Below are 21,555 nucleotides of genomic sequence, written 5' to 3'. Positions count from 1 at the left end.
GCCCGAGCGAGTCGTCACCGGGTCTGCTTCGTGCTGCCCGGCTCACCTCGAAGCCGCGGAGATCCCTTGCGCACACATCGTCCTGGCCGTCACGAACTCGGCCAGAACTTCCTCATCGACCGGAACACCATCGAAACCGTCGTCGGGCTCGCCGCCGCGACCGCCGGGCCGATCATCGAATTCGGCACCGGCGACGGCGCGCTCACCCTGCCACTGGAACGGCTCGGCAGGCCGCTGACCGGCGTCGAGATCGACGCCCGCCGCGCCGCCCGGCTGGCGGCACGGGTCCGGCCGTCCACGGAGATCGTCACCGCGGACTTCCTGCGGTTCACCCTGCCGGAGACGCCGTACGTGGTGGTCGGCAATCTGCCGTTCCATCTGACCACCGCGACGCTGCGCCACCTGCTAGCCGCGCCTGGCTGGACGGACGCCGTCCTGCTCGTGCAGTGGGAGGTGGCGCGACGGCGGGCCGGGGTCGGCGGCGCGACCATGATGACCGCGCAGTGGTGGCCCTGGTTCGATTTCCGGCTGGCGGGCCGGGTCCCCGCGGCGGCGTTCCGGCCCCGGCCCGGCGTCGACGGCGGCCTGCTGGCCATGGCCCGCCGCGAGCGTCCGCTGGTCGACGGGGCGGATCGTGCGCGCTACCAGGACTTCGTGCGGCGGGTGTTCACCGGGCGCGGCGCCCAGCCCAAAAGGCTCACCGCACCCCAGTGGGCTGAGGCGTTTCGGCTTCGGCGAGGAAGTCCGGCTCGCGTACGCGGCGCTTCGTCGAACCGAACAGGACACCGCCGATGACGACGGCCGCCGCGATGATCTCCACCAGGGAAGGCCGCTCGTCGAGGACCAGGAACGCCATCGACAGGCCGACCACCGGTACCAGCAGGGAGAACGGCGCGACCACGCCCGCCGGGTTGCGGCGCATCAGCGACGTCCAGATCCCGGAGCCGACGATGGTGCCGAACAGCACGACGTAGGCGAGCCCGCCGAGGCCGATCAGCCCGGTGGTCGTGCCGAGGGTGCTCAGCGAGCGCCCGATCTCGGCGGGGCCCTCCATTACCAGCGACAGCGCGAACATCGGCAGCGGCGGCACCACGGACATCCAGAGGACGAAGTTCAGCGGGTTGTCCGGTGCCGCCTGCCGGGTGCTCAGGTTGCCGAAAGCCCAGCTCAGCGCGCCGAGCAGGGTCAGGATCACTGGCAGCAGGGCGGCGCTACCGGCCTGCTGCCAGGCGATCGTCGCCATCCCGGCGACGGCGAGCAGGATCCCGGCGAGCTGCCGTCCGGACACGCGTTCCCGTAGGAAGACGGCGCCGAGCAGGACGGTGAACGGTGCCGAGGCCTGCAGCACCAGCGACGCGAGGCCGGTCGGCATGCCGGTGTCCATCGCGATGAAAAGGAAGGCGAACTGCCCGGTGCCGAAGCCCAGCCCGTAGCCGAGCAGGTGCCGGATCTTCACCTTCGGCCACGGCACGAACAGGATGGTCGGGATCGCGATGACCGCGAAGCGCAGCCCGCCGGCGAAGACGGGTGGGAACTGCCCGAGGGTGGCGTGGATGGCGAGGAAGTTGCAGCCCCAGAGGACGACGACGAGCAGGGCGAGCAAACGGTCGCGGGCGGGCATGTCTTCACTCTTACGTGGGATGACCATTTAGGACCAGCGAGAATATTTGCAGCGACCGTTCAGTTTCGCTTCACATATGCTGGCGGGATGGACATCGGCCGGTTGCGGACCCTGCGGGAGTTCGCCGACCGCGGCAGCGTGACGGCGGCCGCGAAGGCGTTGCACTGCACGCCGTCCGCGGTTTCGCAGCAGCTGCGTGCCCTGCAGGGTGACGTGGGTCTCGCGTTGACCGAACCGGCGGGGCGCGGGCTGCGGCTGACCGACGCGGGCCGCGCGCTGGTCGCCCGCGCGGACGACGTGCTCGCCGCGCTCGACCGCGCGGAGTCCGAATTGGACACCTATCGCAGCGCCCCGCGCGGCCGGGTCCGGATGGCGATCTTCCAGTCGGCCGGGCTGATGCTGCTGCCCGGACTGCTGCACCGGACGGCGGAGTTCGACGGCCTGGACGTCATCGTGCGTGACGTCGACATGACCCCGCCCGAGGTGCCGGGACTCGTCGCGGACTACGACATCGTGGTGGCGCACCGCGACGAGCACGCGCCGCCGCTGGGCTCGGAGCGGCTGGAGTCGCGGCATCTGCTGCGCGAGCCGCTCGACGTCGCGCTCCCCACCGGGCACAGGCTCGCGAAGCGCCGACGCCTCGAACTCGCCGAACTGGCCGACGAAAGCTGGATCAGCGTCAACGCCGGGTTCCCGGTCGACGACATCCTCCAGTCGCTCATCATCCGCACCGGTGTCCGGCCGCGGGTCGTGCAGCGCATCAACGATTTCCGGATCATCGAACGACTGGTGGCCGCGGGGCACGGGATCGCGCTGCTGCCCCGGTACACAGTGGACACCCGGCGCGGCAGCGGCCTGGTCTGCCGTCCGCTCGCCGGGATCAAGGCGGCGCGGCACGTCGAGGCGGTCTGCCGGCTGGGCGCGTCCTCGCGGCCCGCGGTGGCGAAGGTGCTCGACGCGCTCGCCGACGAGGTCGAGGCGCTCACGGGCGGGCGTGACTCTTCAGGTGGTCCAGCGCGATCTTGAGCGCGTCGGCGATCGGCGTGATGTCGTGCCGCAGGTGCGCCATCAGCAGGCCGCCCTGGACGCAGGTCATCGCGGCCTGCGCGAGCCGGGCCGGGTCGGCGTCCTCGGCGAGTTTTCCCTGATCCTGCAAGGACTTCAGGCCGCGTTCGAGGTGTGACTCCCATTCGCGGTAGGCCTTGTCCAGCAGTGGGGCGATCTTGGGGTTGTCGCCGAGTTCGCCCGCGAGGTTGCCGAGCGGACAGGCGATCGGGCCCTTGGGTGTGGTCTGGATGGCCAGGATCTCCTGGGCCCACTGGTCGAAGTCGGCCCAGTCGTGCAGCTCGAAGATGGTCGGCTGGTTGCCGAGGATGCTCTCCAGGAAGCGTGCGATGACCGCCTCGACGAGCTGATCCTTGTTCTTGAAGTAGTGGTACATCTGCGATTTCCCGGCCCCGCTCGCCGCGAGCACCTTGTCGACGCTCGTCCCGGCGACGCCGTTGACGTACATCAGTTCCGCCGCCGCGTCGACGATCGCGCCCCTCGTCATCCGCCCCTGCGGGGTCTTCGCCGGTTGACCACCCATGGACCGAATAGTACAGTCGGGCTCACTGTACCGATCAGTACAACGAAAGGAGCCGATGATGGGGGATCTCAACACCGACCTCGCCGACCTGCGGGTCGCCGTCGCGGAGCACGTGCCGGCGGAGGTGGCGCCGGTGCTCAAGGCCGATCGGGAGAAGTTCGTCGGGCTGGTCGCCGAGGCGGCGGTGAAGCCGGGGGCGGCGATGCCGGACTTCACGTTGCCGGACGCCGGTGGCGCGCGGGTCCGGGTCGCGGACGGGCCCGCGGTCGTGGTGTTCTACCGCGGCGCGTGGTGCCCGTACTGCAACCTCGCCCTGCGCGCGTATCAGCAGGAGCTGCTGCCGGAGCTGGAGAATCTGGGGGTCAAGCTGGTCGCGATCAGTCCGCAGCTGCCGGACGACTCGTTGTCCACAAAGGAGCTTGAGTTCGCCGTCCTGTCCGATGTGGACAATGAGCTCGGCCGCGCGCTCGGCATCACGTTCCGCCAGGACCCGAAGCTCAAACCGACCTTCGATGCGCTCATCGGCGACGTCGAGAAGATCAACGGCGCGCGGGAATGGGAGCTGCCGTACCCGACCGTCCTGGTCGTCGACGGGGAAGGCGTCATCCGCTACATCGACGTCCATCCGGACTACACCACCCGCACCGACCCGGCCGATGTCCTGGCCGCGGTGAAAGCCCTTCGCGGCAACGCGAGCCAGTAACACCGGGGACGCTCTCGGCGTCCGTGGCCGAAGCGCGTCGCGAAAGCCACTTTCGTGACGTCTGATGTCCCGAAAGTGGCTTTCGCGACACCGGTCACGGGCGAGCCCGGCAGAAGTCCGTGAAGGCCCCCTTGAGGGACCAGAGAGCTGTTGTGAAAGCCACTTTCGCAACCTTCAACGTTGCGAAAGTGGCTTTCGCAACGCGCGTCAGGGCCCGCATGATCGCCGGAAGAGCGGCTGGTGCTCCGTCCTCGCCTTACCTCACGGCAAAGGCCGTGAAGGCCTCCTTCCCTACCCTCAAGGTAGTGAAGGAGGCCTTCACGGACAAAGCCGGAAATTACCGGTTCGCCCGGTTCACCGCCGACACGACGGCCCGCAGCGAAGCGGTCACGATCGACGGGTCGATCCCGATGCCCCAGTACACCCTGTCCGAGATCGCGCACTCGATGTACGAGGCCGCCCGTGCGTCGTCGCCCGGCGTGAGCGTGTGCTCGCTGTAGTCCAGCAGCCGCAGGTCGAAGCCGACGGTCGACAGCGCGTCGAAGAAGGCCGCGATCGGGCCGTTCCCGCGTCCGGTGACCTCGTGCTCGTCACCCTCGACCCGCACGGTGGCGGTGATGTCGTACTCGCCGTCACCGTTGTCCCGTACGTGCTGGCGCACCAGCTCCAGCGGCGTCTTCAGCTCCAAGTACTCGGCCGAGAACGCGTTCCACATCGTGGCCGGGTCGACTTCGCCGCCCTCGGTGTCGGTGTGGCGCTGGACGACTTTCGAGAACTCGATCTGCAGGCGCCGCGGCAGGTCGAGCTGGTGCTCGGCCTTCATGATGTAGGCGACGCCGCCCTTGCCGGACTGCGAGTTCACCCGGATCACGGCCTCGTAGTTGCGGCCGATGTCCTTCGGGTCGATCGGCAGGTACGGGACCTCCCACGGGTGCTCGTCGACCGGCGTCCCCGCCTTGTCGGCGGCGGCCTTCAGCGCGTCGAGGCCCTTGTTGATCGCGTCCTGGTGGCTGCCGGAGAACGCGGTGAACACCAGGTCGCCTGCCCACGGGCTGCGTTCGTGCACCGGCAGCTGGTTGCAGTATTCGACGGTCCGCTTGATCTCGTCCATGTCGGAGAAGTCGATCTGCGGGTCGACGCCCTGGCTGTACAGGTTCATGCCCAGCGCGACCAGGTCGACGTTGCCGGTGCGCTCGCCGTTGCCGAACAGGCAGCCTTCGATCCGGTCCGCGCCTGCCTGGAAGCCCAGCTCGGCGGCGGCGATGCCGGTGCCGCGGTCGTTGTGCGGGTGCAGCGACAGGATCACCGAGTCGCGGCGCTCCAGGTTGCGGTGCATCCACTCGATCGAGTCGGCGTAGACGTTCGGCGACGCCATCTCGACGGTGGCGGGCAGGTTCAGGATGACCGGCTTCTCCGGCGTCGGCTGCCAGATCTCGGTGATCGTGTTGCAGACCTCGAGCGCGTACGACAGCTCGGTGCCGGTGTAGGACTCCGGCGAGTACTGGAAGCGGAAATCGGTGTCCGGCTGCTTCGCCGCGTAGTCGACGACCAGCTCGGCCGCCTGCGAAGCGATCTTCGTGATGCCGATGCGCTCCTCGCGGAACACCACGCGACGCTGCAGGATCGACGTCGAGTTGTAGATGTGGACGATCGCGCGCGGCGCTCCTTCGAGTGCTTTGAACGTGCGCTCGATCAGCTCCGGACGGCACTGGGTCAGTACCTGGATGCTGACGTCGTCCGGGATGGCGCCCTCGTCGATGATCTCGCGGACGAAGTCGAAGTCGGTCTGCGAGGCCGCCGGGAAGCCGACCTCGATCTCCTTGTAGCCCATGCGGACCAGCAGGTCGAAGAACTTGCGCTTGCGCGCGGGCGACATCGGGTCGATCAGGGCCTGGTTGCCGTCACGCAGGTCGACCGCGCACCACAGGGGGGCGGTGTCGATGCGCTTGTCCGGCCAGGTGCGGTCGGGCAGGGCGATGTCCTCGACCAGGTCGTACCAGGGGCGGTAGCGATGGACGGGCATCGAAGTGCCGCGCTGGGTGTTCCACGAAGCCTGCTCGGAAGGGGCAGGACGAGTGGGCTTGCGAATGCTCATGAGGGGACGGTTCTCCTGAAGAATCGGGTGCGACGACCGGCACCACGAAGCCCCGCGACGGGGAGCCGGTCCGATCAGGCCCCGTCGCGGCAGCGAAGCAGGAGAGCTCGAGCCACGACGCCACCTTAACCGCGAGATCGCCCGGAAGGAAACCCGGCCCGCGATCGAACCGTGACCAGAGTGGCGCCCATTCGGGTTACTCGCGGGTAGCAATCGGACCAGGGGGCGTGCCAGACTGCCCGGCATGGGCGAGCACGCTGAAGAGAAGGAAACCGCTGATCAGGAGACCAGGCGCAAGGTCGACTGGCGGGCCGGGAGCGGGCGCGCGGCCGGGATACTGGCGAGCGTCGTCCGCTGGGTCGGGCTGGTCTTCGCGGCGATCCTGGTGCTGCACGTCGTCTTCGTGATCGGCGAGGCGAATCCCGACAACGGCATCGTGTCGTTCGCCCGAGGCTGGGCCGACGGGCTCCTGCTTGGCTTCAAGGATCTCTTCATGCCCGAAGACGCCAAGCTTCGCGTGCTGATCAACTACGGCATCGCCGCGGTCTTCTGGATGGTGGTCACGGGCGTTCTCGCGAAGATCATCCGTCGTGTGGGCGGTTCCGCTTAGCACACAGCACGCCCTCGGAGCACTAGGCTCGGAGGATGCTCGGCCCCAGTCGCATCGAGGCGGCGGCCATCGAGATCGTCGCCATCGGATCCTCGGCGGGCGGAGTCAAAGCACTCATCGCGGTGCTCGGCGCCCTGCCCGCCGGCTTTCCGCTGCCCTTGGTCGTGGTCCAGCACCTGGACCCGCACCACAAAACCGTGCTCGCGGAGATCCTCGGCCGCCGGTCACCCCTGCGGATCAAGCTGGCCGAGGACGGCGAAAGCACCGAGCCGGGCGTCGTCTATCTCGCCCCGCCGAATCAGCATCTCCTGGTGAAACCCGGTGGCACACTGGCTCTTTCGGCGACCGAACAGGTGAAATTCGTGCGGCCGTCGGCCGACCTGCTCTTCGAATCCGTCGCCATCGCCTACGGTCCCTCCGCGCTGGTCTGTGTGCTGACCGGGACCGGATCCGACGGTGCGGCGGGCGCCGCCGCGGTGAAGTCGCGGGGCGGTACGGTGGTCACCGAGGATCCGGAGAGCGCCGAATTCCGGGGTATGCCACAAGCCGTGGCGAATGCCGTGGCAGTCGATCTGGTGCTGCCCTTGGCCGACGTAGCGGGCGCTCTCGTGGGCCTGGTGAAGGGAACGAGATCGTCATGACCGCACCTGATGGCGAACGCGACGAAACCGAAGATCTCGAAATCCTGCTGAATTTCATCAAGGACTCCAGGGGTTTCGATTTCACCGGCTACAAGCGGACTTCGCTCGCCCGCCGCATCCAGAAGCGCATGCAGGCCGTGCAGTTCGACCGGTACGCCGACTACCGGGATTTCCTGGAGACCAACGCCGAGGAATTCCTCGAACTTTTCAACACCATCCTGATCAACGTCACGAGTTTTTTCCGGGATCCCGAGGCCTGGGAGCACCTGCGGACCACCGTCGTCCCCGAAATCGTGGAATCGGTCGCGGACGACGAGGAGATCCGGATCTGGAGCGCCGGGTGTTCGAGCGGGGAAGAGGCGTATTCCCTCGCGATGGTCTTCGCCGAGCAGATCGGGCTCGAAGCGAGCACCGGGCGGGTCAAGATCTACGGGACCGACGTCGACGAAGAGGCGCTGCGCGAGGCACGGGCCGGGGTGTATTCGCGGAAAGCACTCGAGATGCTGCCCCCGGACCTGCTGAAGAAATACTTCGAACCGATCGGCGATCGGTTCGTGTTCCGCCGTGACCTGCGCCGCCGGGTGATCTTCGGCAGGCACGACATCACGCGCGACGCGCCCATTTCCCGCGTGCACCTGCTCGCCTGCCGCAACACGTTGATGTACTTCAACGTCGAGGCGCAGGCGAAGATCATCGAAAGATTTCATTTCGCGCTCAATGAAGGCGGTTACCTGCTCCTGGGGAAGGCCGAGATGCTGCTCTCCGACGGCGTGCGGTTCGACGCCGCCAACATCAGGAACCGGGTGTTCAAGATCCGGGCCGACGGGACGGTCGCTCCGAAGACTCCCCGGTTCGAAGGCCGGACGGGTGGGAAAATGCACGACGTCAGCCGAAGGCGGCTGGTGAGCGAACTCGCGTTCGCCTCGTCGCCCGATTCGGTGCTCGGCATCGACCGCGACGGCGCGGTCGCGTTGATCAACGGCGCGGCGCGGCTGCAGTTCGGTCTCTCCTCCCATGACGTGGGCAGGCCGTTCCACGACCTCGAAGTCTCCTACCGGCCGATCGAACTCCGGTCCGTGATCGACAAAACCCATGGCGAGCGCCGCAGCGTCCGGGTCAACTCCGTGCGACGGCAGAAGCCCGGCGGCGACCCGCAGTACTTCGACATCGTCGTGCGGCCGCTGATCACCATCGACGGCGAGGACATCGGCGCCGCGATCACCTTCATCGACACCACGGAGGCCACCCGCCTCCAGCATGAGGTCAAGCGCGTGCAGGAAGATCTCGCGGCGGCGTACGCGGAACTCCAATCCACGAACGCCGAACTCGAAACGGTCAACGAGGAACTCCAGTCGAGTATCGAAGAGCTGGAGACGACGAACGAGGAACTCCAGTCCACCAACGAGGAACTGGAGACAACGAACGAGGAACTCCAGTCCGGTAACGAGGAACTGGAGACGATGAACGAGGAGATGCGCATCCGCACGGCGGAACTCGACGAGACCCGCCTCTTCTTCGAAGGGGTGCTCTCCAGCGTCGAGGCCGGGGTGATCGTGCTCGACGGTGATCTCCTGGTGCGCAGCTGGAATCGCGGCGCGGAGGAACTCTGGGGGCTGCGCGCCGACGAGGTCTACCGTGAGGGTTTCTTCTCCCTCGATTTCGGCCTGCCGACCGAAGGGCTCCGCGACGCCGTCGAGACCTGCAACAGGACCGGGCACCGCTCGGCCAGGGTCGAGATCGACTCGGTGGACCGGAGGGGGCGGGCGCTCGTGGCCTCGGTCGGCTGTTCGCCACTGGACGGTATGGGCGGCGGAGTCGTGCTGCTGATGGAGAAGCGACCACGGCCCTGAGGGGTCACCGGCGGCGGCCTTGACCCGTCACGTGTTTCGGGACCGCGGCCACCAGTTCGGAAACCGTCATCCGCCTGGCGACCAGCTGCTCGCAAAGTGCGCCGATCCGCTGGTTGTGGCCGCGCGCGTAACGGCGCAGCAAGAGGAACGCCGCGCTGGGATCGATCTCCAGCCGGGCGGATACCAGCCCCTTGGCCTGTTCGATGATCACCCGGCTGGACAACGCTCCCTGGAGTTGCGTGGTGGTCCTCGTCAGTTCGGTGATCGCGTGGTGGTTCAGCATGGCGGTGGCGGCGACGTCGGCGAGCGCGTCCGCGATCAGGACGTCCGCGGTGGGCAGGTGGACGGTGCCGGTGGTCAGGATCGTCACGGTGCCGAGCACGTCCAGGCGGCGCCGGATCGGAAACGCGTGCACGGACAGGTAGCCGAGGGAAAGCGCGGCCGGTACCAGTTTCTCCCAGCGGACAGGTACATCGTCGAGACGCACGTTGACGATGTGCCCGCCGGTGCGGCAGTCGATACCGGGCCCCTCCTCGGCGAGGAGTCCGGTCATCTCGGGCGTACCCAGTCGTTCGTCGGTGTTCACCACGATCGGCTGGGCCGCCTGCCTGCTGTCGGCGACCAGCGAGATGGAGGACAGGGGGACCAACTGCTGGTATCTGTCGGCCACGCAAAGCCAATAGTTTTCCGGATCGAAAGCGGGTACCAGAGTGTCGGCCAGTTCGACCAACGTGTCGGCGACCCACTTTTCTCGGTTCCGCATCAAACGGCCTTTCCTGGGCGCGTAGGCGTGGGGTGACAACGCTAGACCCCTTGCGGGTGAGGTGGAACCCCGTTTCGCTCAGCCGTTCGGGTCTCTTCGGCGGGATATGGCAAGGCGTACGCTCCTCTCATGAAGGACGGCTTCGACGGTCGTTACACTCCCGCGGCGATGCGAAGGTTCGTCGAGGAGGAGCGCGGCCGCGCGATCCGTGCCGCGAGCCGCGCCGAGCGGCACGAAGGCCTGATCGAAACGGCCGGTACGGAAATGCGGCCCTTCCACCGCCGGATGGCCGGACTCCACCGGGACACGGAACGCCGTCACCGCGCCTCGGCCGAGCTGCACGCCACGCACGCCGACTCCCTGGAGTCCTGGGCGGCACGGGATTCGCGCACGCTGCCGCCGAAGTTCATGACGGCGGTCGCTCAGGCGTCCGGCAGCCGGAGCATGACCGTGACCCTGCTCGGCAGGAACAACGTCGAGGCCGCGGTCGCCTCTTCCGATCCGATCGCCGAAGCGGCGCACGACCTCGAATACGTCATCGGCGAAGGGCCCTCCAGGACGGCGATGATCCGCCCCGCCCCGCTGAGCGTCTGCGGTGAGGAGGCGCTGACGCGCGAATGGCCCACCTTTGGTCCCGCCGTGCGCGAACTCGGGATCTGGGCGGTGGCTTCGGCCCGCCTGGGCGCGATCGATCTTCCGCTGGGAGCACTCACCGCGTACCGGACCGGCGCGGAACCGGATCCCGTGTCCGCGCGATCGGTCGGTTCGGTGGCCGAAGTCCTCACAGCCACGGCGCTGCGGCTCGACGAGCCCTCCGGTGACGGGCTGCCCCCGCATCCGCTGTTCGACGAAGTGGATCAGCACCTCGTGGTGCATCAGGCCACGGGAGCGGTGATGATCTCCGACGAGTGCACCGCCGCGGACGCGCTCGCGCTCATCCGCGCGCGGGCCTTCGTCCGGAACCAGAGCATCACCGAGGTCGCGCTCGAGATCGTGGCCCGGTCGCGCGGGCTCAACTGACGGCGAGCCGTTCGTACGCCTCGACGGCGGCCTTCGGGTCGTCGGCCTGGAACTTCACGACGCGGACGGTCTCGGTCTTGCCGAGCGGGCGGGTCACCGTGACCGGGTCACGCAGTTCGGCGACCAGGTTCGTCTCGTAGAAATTGTCGCGGCTGAGCCAGGTTCCGTCGCGGAACTTCTGCGCTTTGAGCGGGTCGTGGCTTTCCTTCGAGTGCCGCAGCGCGGCGACGTTCTCTCTCGGGATCCGCACGTCGTAGAACGAGCTGTAGCGCACCCGGACCTCGCGCGACGAGACCACGTGCGGCCGGACGACGGTGCCGGCGTAGACCCCGAACACCAGCAGGACCGAGTACCCGCCCAAGACGAGCAGCACCACGTCGACGACGATGCCGAAGTCGATCAGCCAGAAGAGACCCGCCTCGACGGCGCTCGCCACCGCCAGGACGATGAAGATCGCCTTGCCGTTCGCGCCGTACGGCACCGCGACGGCGTCTCCGTCGACGCCGTCTTTGCGGCGTCTCAAATACAGCCAAAGACCCGCCATCGTGCGGGATTCGTTGCGGACAAGACAGCGCAAAGCCCCCATGACCCCAGGTTAGCGATCAAATCGGGTCAGGATCTTCAGCGCGTCGGCGGATCCCGGATCCTTCGGCGTGTAGATCTCCAGCCGGTGGCCGGGGCTGTCGGGCTGGAGCCACACCTGGTAGTCGACGTCGACCGCGCCGACCGTCGGGTGCCGCAGGCGCATGGCGCCGACGGTGCAGTCGGCGACGTCGCCGGTCGCCCAGAGCGTCGCGAACTCGTCGCTGCGCATGGTCAGTTCGCCGATGAGCCCGGCCAGGCGGGCGTCGGTGGGATACCGGCCCGCGGTCAGCCGCAGATAGGCGACGTGGACGCGGGCGAGTTCGGCCCAGTTGCCGAACAGGTTCCTGGTGAGCGGGTCGAGGAAGAACATCCGCGGCACGGACGGTCGTCGTCCGGGATCCCGCGGCGCGTCGAAGCCGACGTGTTCGGCGGTGAGCGCGTGCCCCGCGCGGTTCCACGCGAGGACGTCGCCGCGTCTGCCGAGCACGACGGCGGGCACGGCTTCGGCGAGGTTCTCCAGCAGCGCGAGGACGCGAGGATGCGGGTCTTCCGGGCCGGGGTCGGACAGTTCCGGGAGCGCGGACTGCCGGGCGAGGTTGTGCAGATGGCCGGTTTCGACGTCGTCGAGCCGGAGCACGCGGGCGAGCGCGTCGAGCACCTGCTGTGAAGCGGTTTCGGCAAGTCCCTGCTCCAGCCGCGTGTAGTACCCGGCGCTCACCCCGGCGAGCTGGGCGAGTTCCTCGCGGCGCAGGCCGGGCACGCGGCGGGAGGTGCCGTAGGTGCGCAGGCCGATCTCGGCGGGGGTCACCCGGTCACGACGGCTCTTGAGGTACACACCGAGGCTTTCCATGACTTCGAGCCTAAGTTCCCTCACGGCCGCGTGGGTGTACCCGCTGGGTGTACCCACGGCACGGGGATGGTTGCCGGTCGCGTGTTGTCACACCTTCGAGGGCATGACACGACAGCACAACCGGGCCTGGTTCGGCCTGCTGGTGATCCTCTGCCCGGTCTTCCTGGTCTCGATGGACGGGTCGATCCTGTTCCTCGCGATGCCCAGGATCAGCCAGGCGCTCACGCCGACGGCCGATCAGGCGCTGTGGATCCTCGACGTCTACGGCTTCGCGGTCGGCTCGCTGCTCATCGCGTTCGGCACCATCGGCGACCGCTACGGCCGCCTGAAGCTGCTGATGATCGGCGCCGCGGTGTTCGGCGGGGCCTCCACCGCCGCGGCGTTCGCCCCGAGCCCGGAACTGCTCATCGCCTTCCGCGCCCTGATGGGGCTGGCCGGCGCCACACTGCTGCCGTCCGCGCTGGCCGTGCTGAGCGAGCTTTTCCCCGATCCGCGACGACGGGCGCGGGCCATCGGTGTCTTCGCGGCCGCGTTCGCCGCGGGTTTCGCGATCGGCCCGGTCGTCGGCGGTGTCCTGCTGGAGCGGTTCTCCTGGGGTTCGGTCTTCCTGGTCAACTTGCCGGTGATCGTGGTGTTCCTGGCGCTCGCGCCGGTGCTGCTTCGGGAGGTGCGGGCCACGAGCGAGGGGTGCGTCGACGCGCTGAGCGTGGCGCTGTCCGCCGTCGGCCTGCTGCTCGCGATCTACGGGGTCAAGCACGCCGCCGCCGAAGGACTGTCCGCGGTCGCTGTCGCCGCGGGGATCGCCGGGGCCGGGCTGCTGGTGTGGTTCGCCCGGCGCCAGCGTGGTCTCGACCACCCGCTGATCGAGTTCTCCCTGTTCCGCGACCGGGTCTTCACGATCGCGATCGTGACCGGGCTGCTGCCCTTGGCGGCGTGGTCGGCGGCCGCCTACCTGTCGGGAGTCCACCTGCAGTCCGTGCTCGGCCTGCCCGTCCTGCACGCGGCGCTGCTGGCACTGCCCGGCGCGGCCGTGCTCACGACCTTCTGTGTCGTCACGCCCGCGCTGGTCGACCGGATCGGCAAACGCGCGGCGCTGGTCACCTGCCACTTCTCCATCGCGCTCGGGCTCGCGCTGCTGCTCATGACCGGCGTCACGGGCGGGGCGGGGTGGTACGTCGCCTCGACCGTGGTCGCCGGGGTCGGTTACGGCATCTCGTTCAGTGTGGTGGCCGACACGGCCGTCGCCGCCGTGCCTGCCGAACGGGCGGGAGCGGCGGGCGCGATCGCCGAGACGAGCAACGAGATCGGCAACGCGCTGGGGATCGCGCTCATGGGGTCGCTCGCCGCGCTGGTGTTCCGCCTGGCCGGGCCGGGTCTCGCGCCCACGCTCGGCGAAACCCTCCAGCTCCCCGGTATCGCGCCCACGGCTGCCGTTGACGCGAAGGAGGCCTTCGTCGCGGGCCTCCACACCGCCGTCGCGGTGCTGAGCCTGCTGCACGTCGCGCTCGGGATCCTCGCCTTGCGCTGGCTCCCTCAGTCGGAAAAGGCGCTCGTGCCCCAGGCGTCCGCGTAGGCGAACTCCGCCAGCGAAACGCGCTCGCGTGGCGCCTTCTCGCGCTCGATCCGCCAGTCCTCTTCGAGTACCGAGGGGTCCGCGGGGTGCCCGACGGCGATGGCGACCTTGGGGACGACGTCGTCGGGCAGGCCGAAGAAGTCCTTCGCCGCTTCGGCGGAGAAGCCGGCCATCTGATGCGCGATCAGGCCGAGTTCGACGGCCTGGAGCACGAGGTTCTCGCTCGCCAGCCCCAGCCCGTACTCGGCGTACGGAACTTCGCCCTTCTCGTTCGTGGTCACCATCACGCCGATCAGCAGCAGACCGGCGCGGTGGGCCCACGCGCGGTTGCCCGAGTTGAGCGTCGAGAGGACGCGGTCGAACGACGGCGTGCCCCGGAGACCGACCAGGTAGCGGGCGGGCTGGGTGTTGCCGAACGACGGTGCCCAGCGGGCCGCTTCGAGCAGCGCGCGGACCTGGTCGTCGGTGACCGTGGCGGCCTCGTCGTAGGCGCGAGGACTCCACCTGGCGGCCAGGATCGACGCGATCGGGGTACTCGTCTGGGCGGGTTTGTGCATGGCTCGGGAAGATACAGCGGAGCGAAGCTCCTCGTTTGAGGGTGGCGGCGGGGGCATGGATGGATAACAAGGGGTGCTCTCCGTCACTAAAGTGAAAGCCCTCCGACTATTTCGTTGGTGTCAAGGAAGATTTACTTCGAGAAGTCCCTGAAGTGGTGTTCAGGCCCACTTACGAGGGTGGCGGGCATGCGTGTCCCCGGTAGGCTTTCGCCCAAATAAGGGACGCGGGGGCTCCTCGGTGCCCACCAGGAGCACGCCCGGCCCGTCGAGGAGGTTCGGGCGTGGCCCTCGTGGTCCAGAAGTACGGCGGTTCGTCGCTGGAAAGTGCCGACCGGATCAAACGCGTCGCGGAACGCATCGTCGCCACCAAGAAGGCGGGCAACGACGTGGTCGTCGTCTGCTCCGCCATGGGCGACACGACCGACGAGCTGCTCGACCTGGCTCAGCAGGTCAATCCGGCGCCGCCGGAACGCGAGATGGACATGCTGCTCACCGCCGGTGAGCGTATTTCCAACTCGCTGGTGGCGATGGCGATTTCGGCGCAGGGCGCGGAGGCCTGGTCGTTCACCGGTTCGCAGGCCGGTGTGGTGACGACGTCCGTGCACGGCAACGCGCGGATCATCGACGTCAGCCCCAGCCGCGTGACGGAGGCCCTCGACCAGGGCTACATCGCGCTGGTGGCGGGGTTCCAGGGCGTGTCCCAGGACACCAAGGACATCACCACCCTCGGCCGCGGCGGCTCGGACACCACCGCCGTCGCGCTGGCCGCGGCGCTGAACGCCGACGTCTGCGAGATCTATTCCGATGTGGACGGTGTGTACACCGCCGATCCGCGCGTCGTGCCCGACGCCCGCAAGCTCGACACCATCGCCTACGAGGAGATGCTGGAGCTGGCCGCTAGCGGGTCGAAGATCCTGCACCTGCGCTCGGTGGAGTACGCGCGCCGCTACGGCGTCCCGATCCGAGTCCGTTCTTCCTACAGTGACAAGCCGGGCACCACCGTGACCGGTTCTATCGAGGAGATCCCCGTGGAACAAGCGTTGATCACCGGTGTGGCGCACGACCGCTCCGAAGCCAAGATCACGGTGACCGGTGTGCCCGACCACGCCGGCGCCGCCGCGAAGATCTTCCGGGTGATCGCCGACAACGAGATCGACATCGACATGGTGCTGCAGAACGTGTCCAGCACGTCGTCGGGCCGCACCGACATCACCTTCACGCTGTCGAAGGCCAACGGGGCGAAGGCCGTGCAGTCGCTGGAGAAGATCAAGGGCGAGATCGGTTTCGAGTCGGTCCTCTACGACGACCATGTCGGCAAGGTGTCGCTCGTCGGCGCGGGGATGCGTTCGCACCCCGGTGTCACGGCGACGTTCTGCGAGGCGCTCGCGCAGTCGGGCGTGAACATCGAAATCATCAACACCTCGGAAATCCGGATCTCGGTCCTGATCCGGGACGCGCAGCTCGACGACGCGGTGCGCGCGATCCACGAAGCATTCGAACTCGGCGGCGACGAAGAAGCCGTCGTCTACGCGGGGAGTGGTCGCTGATGGCTGAAGGTCTGCGAGTAGGAGTTGTCGGGGCGACCGGTCAGGTCGGCGGTGTCATGCGCCGTCTGCTGGCCGAACGGGGTTTCCCGGTCGCCGAAATGCGGTACTTCGCTTCGGCGCGGTCCGCGGGCTCGAAACTTCCCTGGCGTGACGGGGAAATCGTCATCGAGGACGCGACGACCGCGGATCCGTCCGGTTTGGACATCGCGCTGTTCTCGGCCGGTGGCTCGACCTCCAAGGCGCAGGCGGAGCGGTTCGCCGCGGCCGGCGCCACGGTGATCGACAACTCGTCGGCGTGGCGTATGGACCCCGAGGTCCCGCTGATCGTCAGCGAGGTCAACCCGGAGGCGGTCAAGGAAGCGCGCAAGGGGATCATCGCGAACCCCAACTGCACCACCATGGCCGCGATGCCGGTGCTCAAGCCGCTGCACGCCGAAGCGGGCCTGGTGCGGCTGGTCGCCAGCACCTATCAGGCGGTGTCCGGCAGCGGGCTCGCCGGTGTCGAGGAGCTGGAAGGCCAGCTGGCCGCGGCGGCGCCGAACGCGGGCGCGCTGACCCACGACGGCGCGGCGGTCACCTTCCCCGAGCCGAAGAAGTACGCGCGGACCATCGCGCACAACGTCCTCCCGATGGCTGGGTCCATTGTGGACGACGGCGAGTTCGAGACGGACGAAGAGAAGAAGTTCCGCAACGAGAGCCGCAAGATCCTGAGCATCCCGGAGCTGCGCGTCTCCTGCACCTGTGTGCGGGTGCCGGTGTTCTCGGGGCACTCGATCTCGATCAACGCGGAGTTCTCGCAGGCGCTTTCGGTCGCCCGCGCGACCGAACTGCTGTCCGGCGCTCCCGGCGTCGAACTGTCGGACATCCCGACGCCGCTGCAGGCCGCCGGCCAGGACCCGTCGTACGTCGGGCGCCTGCGGACGGATCCGGGTGTCGACGGCGGTCGCGGTCTGGCGCTGTTCCTGTCGAACGACAACCTGCGCAAGGGCGCGGCGCTCAACGCCGTGCAGATCGCGGAACTGATCGCCGCCCACTCCTGATGTGGGCTGAAGGGGCCTTTCGCCGCATGCGATGCGGTGAAAGGCCCCTTCGCTGCGTCAGATGCGTGAAGGGAGCTTTCGGCCCTGCCGCCGCTCCCCTTTGCGGCTATCGCCTGCTCGTACGGCGGCCGGTTTCGGTGTCGCGAAAGCCACTTTCGGGACATCAGACGTCTCGAAAGTGGCTTTCGCGACACGGGGTGCCGCCGGAACGCACTGGGCAGGGTGAGTCGTGAGTGGGCAGGTGAGAACCGGCGGGAGCTGGTGTCGCGAAAGTGGCTTTCGCAACCTTCAGCGTTGCGAAAGTGGCTTTCGCAACGCTTCCGGCGGGCCAAGTGCCCGGCGGCGGCAGCGGTCACCCGGACAAGCGCTGTCCCGGCCGCCGACACGACGACTTCGTCTTTCCGTCACCGCCGGCAGGTGACCGAACGCGTCAGGGTCAGGGTTGCGTGGCCCCGAAGCAGGCCGCGTACCGCGTCGCCAGGAACTCGCCGCGCGCGTCCCCGCTGTAGGCCCAGATCCCGGCGTCGGCCCGCGTCCCCAAGTGCCGGAACTGCTCGACGGCCTCGTCGAAGCGCCCGTTCTCCACGAGCGCCTTCGCCGCGTACGCCCGGTCCGTGCGTGTCGACGGGTGATCCCGCCCTTCGCCGTTCAGCCACGCGACGATCCCGTCGAGCGCGCCGGACACCCGCGGGTCCCGCCACGCGGGCACGTCCTGGAACTCGGATTCGTGCGCGGCGATCAGCAGCAGCGGAGCCAGCTTCGGCGACTTCGCCGCGGCGGTCTCGGCGAACTCCCACATCCGCTCGTTCGAGCCGAACCACTTCGCGCACCAGTACTGCAGTGCCCGCGTGTGCGCCCCGCGATGCTGCGGGTCGCGGTCGGCGAGTTCCGCCCAGATCTCCAGGTACCGGTCGTTTTCGTACTGCCGCCCCATCGCGACCGCGAGCGCGGTCACCCAGGGCGTCGGGTCCTCGGGAGCGAGCTCGGACGCCTTGCGCGCGGCCTCCTCGGCCTGCTCCAGCACCCGGAAGAACGCGGCGAACTGCTCTTCGGTGACGTGTTTCGCCTGCAGCCCGCTGCGCACCTCCCACGCCACGTGCACCAGCGATTCCGCGTCGACCAGTGTCACGTCCCGGTCACCGGGGCGGGCTTTGCGCCACGCGCGCAGCCACTCGTCGTCCTGCGCGGCGGCCTCGCCGAGCGCGCCGGTCACCAGGTTGCGACGGTCCCAGTTCCCCCAGGTCGACGCCAGCAGCGCGGCGGCGCCTTCCCATTCGCCGTGAGCGGTCGACGCCTGGACGGCGAGGATCTCCTCGTCGGTCCAGTACTCCTTGGTCGACACCTCGCCGTCGGCCGGGAGGCCCCAGCGCGTGACGTCCGGGATCTTGCCCTTGAACTTGGGCTTCTTCGGCGGCAGCAGCGCGGCGAGCTCTTCCGGCGTCATGGTCGCGGTGAGCTCGTCGACCTCGACGCCGCGCCGCTTCGCCTCCTTCATCAGGGCGAAGACGGCCTTGCGTTCACGGGATTTGAGCAGCCAAAGCATGGGAACTCCTTATGAGCGAACAAGAGTGGGTGACGGCCGGTAACCGGCAGGCACCCCGGTGGCCGTCAGCAGCGCGCGCAGCGGCGCGGTGTCGGATTCGGCCGCGGCGGCCTGGTCGAGCGCGGGTGCCAGCTGGTCCTCCAGCGGCTCGTCGAGGGCGAACGGCGCCGGACCCGACCACGACAGCGACCATCGCCCCGCGCCGACGTCGGTGAGCGCCGCGTGCACCACGACCGCCAGCCGCCCGCGGACGGAGGTGGCCGCGAACTCCCGGCGGGCCCGTGGGCCGACACCGGCGGGCGGCTTCGAGTCGGGATCGGCGAGCTCTTCGTGCCTGCCCGCGTCCAGCAGGTCCAGCGCCATGTCCAGGGTGCGTTCGCCGAGGATCTCGGCGGCCACTTCGGCGGCGGCGTGGCGACGGCCGATGGCGACCAGCGACTGCCAGTCCGTCCGCCGCTTCGCGAGCGCTTCGTCGGAGAAGACGGTGAACAGCGCCTCGTCGAGCATCTTCTCGGCGCCCGTCAGCAGTTCGGTCGCGGGGCGCTCGCCGCCGGGGCGGACCGGGATCCGGTCGCCCGCTTCGAGCGTCGCGACGCGGTCCCGCGTGGCCGGATGCGTGTCCCAGCGCGAGGTCTTCTCCTCCGACGGGTTCCGCCGCATCTCGTCCATCTGCTCGGCCCTGGTCGGGTCGGTGAGCAGTGCGCGGTAGCCCTCGCCGAACCGGTCCGGGAGGTAGCCCGCGTCCCAGCCGATCGCGGCGTAGTTGTTCATGAAGAACCGCCAGGTGACGGCCAGCGCCTCGATCTCACGCAGCGCCGAAGCCGCCGCGTCGGTACCGGCGAGCCGCGCCGAGACGGCGTCGGCCGCGAGTTCCTGCGCCCGGCAGACGCTCATCGAGACCATGAAATACAGCTTCGCGTACTGCTTGAACAGCCAGCCGACGAAGCGCTCGAAGTAGCCGTCGCGACCCAGGCCGTTGACCACCCGCGCGATGGACTTGCGCCCGCGATAGGTCAGCGCGGAGAACCGGGTGTCCTTGTTGCTGTAGTGCCCCAGTTCGTGCGCGAGCACCGCGCGGAACTGGTCCTGGCGCAGACCCATGATCAACGGGACCCCGATGATCATGCGCCGCCGTAGCACCCGCAGGCCGAGCCACGAGGTCCGCTCGGTGACCGCGGCGTTGACGTCGGCGTCGAGATAGATCTCGTCCGGCGGCCGGGTGCCCGCCTCGTCCGCCAGCTCCCGGACCAGCGCCCACAGTGCGGGCTGGGACTCCGGTGTCACCGCGACACCGGGTACGTCGTCGTCGGTGGCCCGCTCGACCGTGAGCAGGGTCTTGAGCAGGATCCAGCCGACCGGAACCGTGATGATGCCGAGCTTCACCGCGGTGAAGACATTGTGTTGCAGCGCCACTACCTCGAGCGTGACGATGCCGCCCACGAACGCCAGCACGAGCAGTGGAAACCCGGCGAGCAGGACGGCAGCGAGCAGCCCACGTGAAGACTTCACTGTGAAACGGACCTTCCCCAGAGTTGGTGTACCCCCGACACCGAGCGCTCATTGTGCCCGAAGCACCTCCCGCGGCCGATCACTTTTCGAATACGATCGAAGACTTCGCGATGAACATCACCTCACGCGTGGTAGTCGCGTGTGGACTGTCCACTGTGGATCGAGATAATTGCGTTGTCCGGCCCGTCCGGCCAGTGCATGCTCGAGAGCGACAAAACGTTTTCCACGAAAGGAAAGTCATGTACACGGCGGTCGAAGGCTCGCGGGTTCCGATCCGGATGTGGGCCGACCCCACGTCGGTCGAGGACCAGGCCATGCGGCAGCTGCACAACGTCGCCAACCTGCCGTGGGTGCACGGCGTCGCGGTCATGCCCGACGTCCACTACGGCAAGGGTGCGACCGTCGGCAGCGTGATCGCGATGCGCGACGCCGTGTCCCCGGCCGCCGTCGGCGTGGACATCGGCTGCGGGATGAGCGCGGTGCGGACCTCGCTCACCGCCGCCGATCTGCCCGACGACCTGCTGAAGCTCCGCCGCCGGATCGAATCTGCCGTCCCGGTCGGCTTCGGCCTGCACAAGACCCCGGTGAACCCGGCGAAGGTGCACGGTGTCGGTGGCTGGGACGCGTTCTGGAAGTCCTTCGGCGACCTGCACTCCGGCGTCCAGGACCTGCACGACCGCGCGGCGCGGCAGATCGGGAGCCTCGGTGGCGGCAACCACTTCATCGAGGTCTGCCTCGAACAGGGCGGCGACGACGAAGGCCGCGTGTGGCTGATGCTGCATTCGGGTTCGCGCAACATCGGCAAGGAACTCGCGGAACGGCATATGGCCGTCGCGCGGAAACTGCCGCACAACGCGGACCTGCCGGATCCGGACCTCGCGGTGTTCGTCGCGGGCACCCCGGAGATGCAGGCGTACCGGCGCGACCTGTTCTGGGCGCAGGACTACGCGGCGCGTAACCGCGCCACCATGGTCGCGCTCGTGAAGCAGGCGCTGAAGGACGTCGTCCCGCAGACGACGTTCGACGACGCCATCTCCTGTCACCATAATTATGTAGCCGAAGAGACCTACGACGACGTCGAACTGCTGGTGACCCGCAAGGGCGCGATCCGCGCGGGTTCGGGTGACCTCGGGATCATTCCCGGCAGCATGGGCACCGGTTCGTACATCGTGCGCGGTCTCGGGAACGCGTCGTCCTTCCAGTCCGCGTCGCACGGCGCCGGCCGCCGGATGTCGCGGAACAAGGCCAAGAAGCTGTTCACCGCCGAAGACCTCGCCGCGCAGACCGCCGGGGTGGAATGCCGCAAGGACTCCGGTGTGGTGGACGAGATCCCGGCCGCGTACAAGGACATCGAAACGGTGATCAAGGCGCAGACGGATCTCGTCGAGGTGGTCGCGCACCTCAAGCAGGTCGTCTGCGTGAAGGGCTGAATTACCCGGTGATTCGTGGGTGGTGGTCAG

General features: G+C 68.5%; 20 protein-coding genes. 11 read left to right on the top strand and 9 right to left on the bottom strand.

Annotated features, from left to right (window positions below; translation table 11 throughout):
- Positions 1–66 precede the first annotated feature (66 nt).
- On the top strand, positions 67–795 hold the full coding sequence (gene erm / locus AMYAL_RS0115340; RefSeq protein ID WP_020632189.1) for a 23S ribosomal RNA methyltransferase Erm: 729 nt from the start codon (positions 67–69) through the stop codon (positions 793–795).
- On the opposite strand, the gene AMYAL_RS0115335 is transcribed toward erm, so the two are convergent.
- Positions 698–1,621: an EamA family transporter gene (locus tag AMYAL_RS0115335; protein ID WP_020632188.1), complete on the bottom strand. Its 924-nt coding sequence runs from the start codon at positions 1,619–1,621 to the stop codon at positions 698–700. The genes erm and AMYAL_RS0115335 overlap by 98 nt on opposite strands.
- Before the next feature lie 87 nt (positions 1,622–1,708).
- Here AMYAL_RS0115335 and AMYAL_RS0115330 point away from each other — a divergent pair, with 87 nt between their 5' ends.
- Complete coding sequence (locus AMYAL_RS0115330; RefSeq protein WP_020632187.1) at positions 1,709–2,647, top strand: LysR family transcriptional regulator; 939 nt, start codon at positions 1,709–1,711, stop codon at positions 2,645–2,647.
- Here the strand turns inward: AMYAL_RS0115330 and AMYAL_RS0115325 are convergent.
- The gene (locus AMYAL_RS0115325; RefSeq protein ID WP_026467096.1) at positions 2,604–3,209 is read right to left on the bottom strand and encodes a TetR/AcrR family transcriptional regulator; all 606 of its coding nucleotides are present in this window, start codon (positions 3,207–3,209) and stop codon (positions 2,604–2,606) included. The genes AMYAL_RS0115330 and AMYAL_RS0115325 overlap by 44 nt on opposite strands.
- Positions 3,210–3,267: 58 nt before the next feature.
- On the opposite strand from AMYAL_RS0115325, the gene AMYAL_RS0115320 reads away from it, so the two are divergent.
- Complete coding sequence (locus AMYAL_RS0115320) at positions 3,268–3,912, top strand: peroxiredoxin-like family protein (RefSeq protein WP_020632185.1); 645 nt, start codon at positions 3,268–3,270, stop codon at positions 3,910–3,912.
- Between the two features lie 337 nt (positions 3,913–4,249).
- Here the strand turns inward: AMYAL_RS0115320 and leuA are convergent, their stop codons facing one another.
- A complete protein-coding gene (gene leuA / locus AMYAL_RS0115315) occupies positions 4,250–6,007 on the bottom strand; it encodes a 2-isopropylmalate synthase (protein ID WP_039793994.1) in 1,758 nt (585 codons plus the stop codon).
- Positions 6,008–6,251: 244 nt separating this feature from the next.
- Between leuA and AMYAL_RS0115310 the strand changes: the two genes are divergently transcribed.
- The 3 genes from AMYAL_RS0115310 to AMYAL_RS0115300 are packed head-to-tail and all read left to right on the top strand — an operon-like array spanning position 6,252 to position 9,108.
- The gene (locus tag AMYAL_RS0115310) at positions 6,252–6,617 is read left to right on the top strand and encodes a hypothetical protein (protein ID WP_020632183.1); all 366 of its coding nucleotides are present in this window, start codon (positions 6,252–6,254) and stop codon (positions 6,615–6,617) included.
- Between the two features lie 35 nt (positions 6,618–6,652).
- The gene (locus AMYAL_RS0115305; protein ID WP_020632182.1) at positions 6,653–7,258 is read left to right on the top strand and encodes a chemotaxis protein CheB; all 606 of its coding nucleotides are present in this window, start codon (positions 6,653–6,655) and stop codon (positions 7,256–7,258) included.
- Positions 7,255–9,108, top strand: a complete 1,854-nt coding sequence (locus AMYAL_RS0115300) for a CheR family methyltransferase (protein ID WP_020632181.1) — start codon at positions 7,255–7,257, stop codon at positions 9,106–9,108. The genes AMYAL_RS0115305 and AMYAL_RS0115300 overlap by 4 nt, the downstream gene beginning before the upstream one ends.
- Positions 9,109–9,112: 4 nt before the next feature.
- Here AMYAL_RS0115300 and AMYAL_RS0115295 read toward each other — a convergent pair whose 3' ends face one another.
- A complete protein-coding gene (locus AMYAL_RS0115295; protein WP_020632180.1) occupies positions 9,113–9,871 on the bottom strand; it encodes an ANTAR domain-containing protein in 759 nt (252 codons plus the stop codon).
- A gap of 129 nt (positions 9,872–10,000) precedes the next feature.
- On the opposite strand from AMYAL_RS0115295, the gene AMYAL_RS0115290 reads away from it, so the two are divergent.
- Positions 10,001–10,891 (top strand): ANTAR domain-containing protein, encoded by an 891-nt coding sequence (locus AMYAL_RS0115290; RefSeq protein WP_020632179.1) that lies wholly within the window; start codon positions 10,001–10,003, stop codon positions 10,889–10,891.
- Here the strand turns inward: AMYAL_RS0115290 and AMYAL_RS0115285 are convergent.
- Positions 10,884–11,477: a hypothetical protein gene (locus tag AMYAL_RS0115285; RefSeq protein WP_020632178.1), complete on the bottom strand. Its 594-nt coding sequence runs from the start codon at positions 11,475–11,477 to the stop codon at positions 10,884–10,886. The genes AMYAL_RS0115290 and AMYAL_RS0115285 overlap by 8 nt on opposite strands.
- A gap of 9 nt (positions 11,478–11,486) precedes the next feature.
- On the bottom strand, positions 11,487–12,326 hold the full coding sequence (locus AMYAL_RS0115280; protein WP_020632177.1) for a helix-turn-helix transcriptional regulator: 840 nt from the start codon (positions 12,324–12,326) through the stop codon (positions 11,487–11,489).
- Between the two features lie 103 nt (positions 12,327–12,429).
- Between AMYAL_RS0115280 and AMYAL_RS0115275 the strand changes: the two genes are divergently transcribed.
- A complete protein-coding gene (locus tag AMYAL_RS0115275; RefSeq protein ID WP_020632176.1) occupies positions 12,430–13,899 on the top strand; it encodes an MFS transporter in 1,470 nt (489 codons plus the stop codon).
- On the opposite strand, the gene AMYAL_RS0115270 is transcribed toward AMYAL_RS0115275, so the two are convergent.
- Positions 13,860–14,456, bottom strand: a complete 597-nt coding sequence (locus AMYAL_RS0115270) for a nitroreductase family protein (RefSeq protein WP_020632175.1) — start codon at positions 14,454–14,456, stop codon at positions 13,860–13,862. The two genes, AMYAL_RS0115275 and AMYAL_RS0115270, sit on opposite strands and share 40 nt — an antisense overlap.
- Positions 14,457–14,737: 281 nt before the next feature.
- Between AMYAL_RS0115270 and AMYAL_RS0115265 the strand changes: the two genes are divergently transcribed.
- Positions 14,738–16,003, top strand: coding sequence for an aspartate kinase (locus AMYAL_RS0115265; RefSeq protein WP_020632174.1), 1,266 nt, complete (start codon positions 14,738–14,740; stop codon positions 16,001–16,003).
- Positions 16,003–17,043: an aspartate-semialdehyde dehydrogenase gene (locus AMYAL_RS0115260; protein ID WP_026467094.1), complete on the top strand. Its 1,041-nt coding sequence runs from the start codon at positions 16,003–16,005 to the stop codon at positions 17,041–17,043. Before AMYAL_RS0115265 ends, AMYAL_RS0115260 begins: the two co-directional genes overlap by 1 nt.
- A gap of 436 nt (positions 17,044–17,479) precedes the next feature.
- Here the strand turns inward: AMYAL_RS0115260 and AMYAL_RS0115255 are convergent, their stop codons facing one another.
- On the bottom strand, positions 17,480–18,586 hold the full coding sequence (locus AMYAL_RS0115255) for a DUF4034 domain-containing protein (protein ID WP_020632172.1): 1,107 nt from the start codon (positions 18,584–18,586) through the stop codon (positions 17,480–17,482).
- Positions 18,587–18,595: 9 nt separating this feature from the next.
- Positions 18,596–20,095, bottom strand: a complete 1,500-nt coding sequence (locus AMYAL_RS0115250; protein ID WP_020632171.1) for a M48 family metallopeptidase — start codon at positions 20,093–20,095, stop codon at positions 18,596–18,598.
- A gap of 239 nt (positions 20,096–20,334) precedes the next feature.
- On the opposite strand from AMYAL_RS0115250, the gene AMYAL_RS0115245 reads away from it, so the two are divergent.
- Positions 20,335–21,525, top strand: coding sequence for an RtcB family protein (locus AMYAL_RS0115245; protein WP_020632170.1), 1,191 nt, complete (start codon positions 20,335–20,337; stop codon positions 21,523–21,525).
- Positions 21,526–21,555 lie beyond the last annotated feature (30 nt).

The sequence above is a fragment of the Amycolatopsis alba DSM 44262 genome (assembly GCF_000384215.1).
In the GTDB taxonomy this organism is placed as follows: domain Bacteria; phylum Actinomycetota; class Actinomycetes; order Mycobacteriales; family Pseudonocardiaceae; genus Amycolatopsis; species Amycolatopsis alba.
The sequence above is the reverse complement of the archived record's forward strand: the minus strand, read 5'-3'. Positions and strand labels throughout refer to the sequence as shown.

Bases quoted from the DNA above. Each gene is read 5' to 3' on its own strand.
- leuA (WP_039793994.1), bottom strand. From the start codon at position 6,007: ATGAGCATTCGCAAGCCCACTCGTCCTGCCCCTTCCGAGCAGGCTTCG.
- AMYAL_RS0115275 (WP_020632176.1), top strand. From the start codon at position 12,430: ATGACACGACAGCACAACCGGGCCTGGTTCGGCCTGCTGGTGATCCTC.
- AMYAL_RS0115255 (WP_020632172.1), bottom strand. From the start codon at position 18,586: ATGCTTTGGCTGCTCAAATCCCGTGAACGCAAGGCCGTCTTCGCCCTG.
- AMYAL_RS0115305 (WP_020632182.1), top strand. From the start codon at position 6,653: ATGCTCGGCCCCAGTCGCATCGAGGCGGCGGCCATCGAGATCGTCGCC.
- AMYAL_RS0115295 (WP_020632180.1), bottom strand. From the start codon at position 9,871: ATGCGGAACCGAGAAAAGTGGGTCGCCGACACGTTGGTCGAACTGGCC.
- AMYAL_RS0115310 (WP_020632183.1), top strand. From the start codon at position 6,252: ATGGGCGAGCACGCTGAAGAGAAGGAAACCGCTGATCAGGAGACCAGG.
- AMYAL_RS0115280 (WP_020632177.1), bottom strand. From the start codon at position 12,326: ATGGAAAGCCTCGGTGTGTACCTCAAGAGCCGTCGTGACCGGGTGACC.
- AMYAL_RS0115300 (WP_020632181.1), top strand. From the start codon at position 7,255: ATGACCGCACCTGATGGCGAACGCGACGAAACCGAAGATCTCGAAATC.
- AMYAL_RS0115325 (WP_026467096.1), bottom strand. From the start codon at position 3,209: ATGGGTGGTCAACCGGCGAAGACCCCGCAGGGGCGGATGACGAGGGGC.
- AMYAL_RS0115330 (WP_020632187.1), top strand. From the start codon at position 1,709: ATGGACATCGGCCGGTTGCGGACCCTGCGGGAGTTCGCCGACCGCGGC.
- AMYAL_RS0115290 (WP_020632179.1), top strand. From the start codon at position 10,001: ATGAAGGACGGCTTCGACGGTCGTTACACTCCCGCGGCGATGCGAAGG.
- AMYAL_RS0115260 (WP_026467094.1), top strand. From the start codon at position 16,003: ATGGCTGAAGGTCTGCGAGTAGGAGTTGTCGGGGCGACCGGTCAGGTC.
- AMYAL_RS0115335 (WP_020632188.1), bottom strand. From the start codon at position 1,621: ATGCCCGCCCGCGACCGTTTGCTCGCCCTGCTCGTCGTCGTCCTCTGG.
- AMYAL_RS0115285 (WP_020632178.1), bottom strand. From the start codon at position 11,477: ATGGGGGCTTTGCGCTGTCTTGTCCGCAACGAATCCCGCACGATGGCG.
- AMYAL_RS0115320 (WP_020632185.1), top strand. From the start codon at position 3,268: ATGGGGGATCTCAACACCGACCTCGCCGACCTGCGGGTCGCCGTCGCG.
- AMYAL_RS0115270 (WP_020632175.1), bottom strand. From the start codon at position 14,456: ATGCACAAACCCGCCCAGACGAGTACCCCGATCGCGTCGATCCTGGCC.
- AMYAL_RS0115245 (WP_020632170.1), top strand. From the start codon at position 20,335: ATGTACACGGCGGTCGAAGGCTCGCGGGTTCCGATCCGGATGTGGGCC.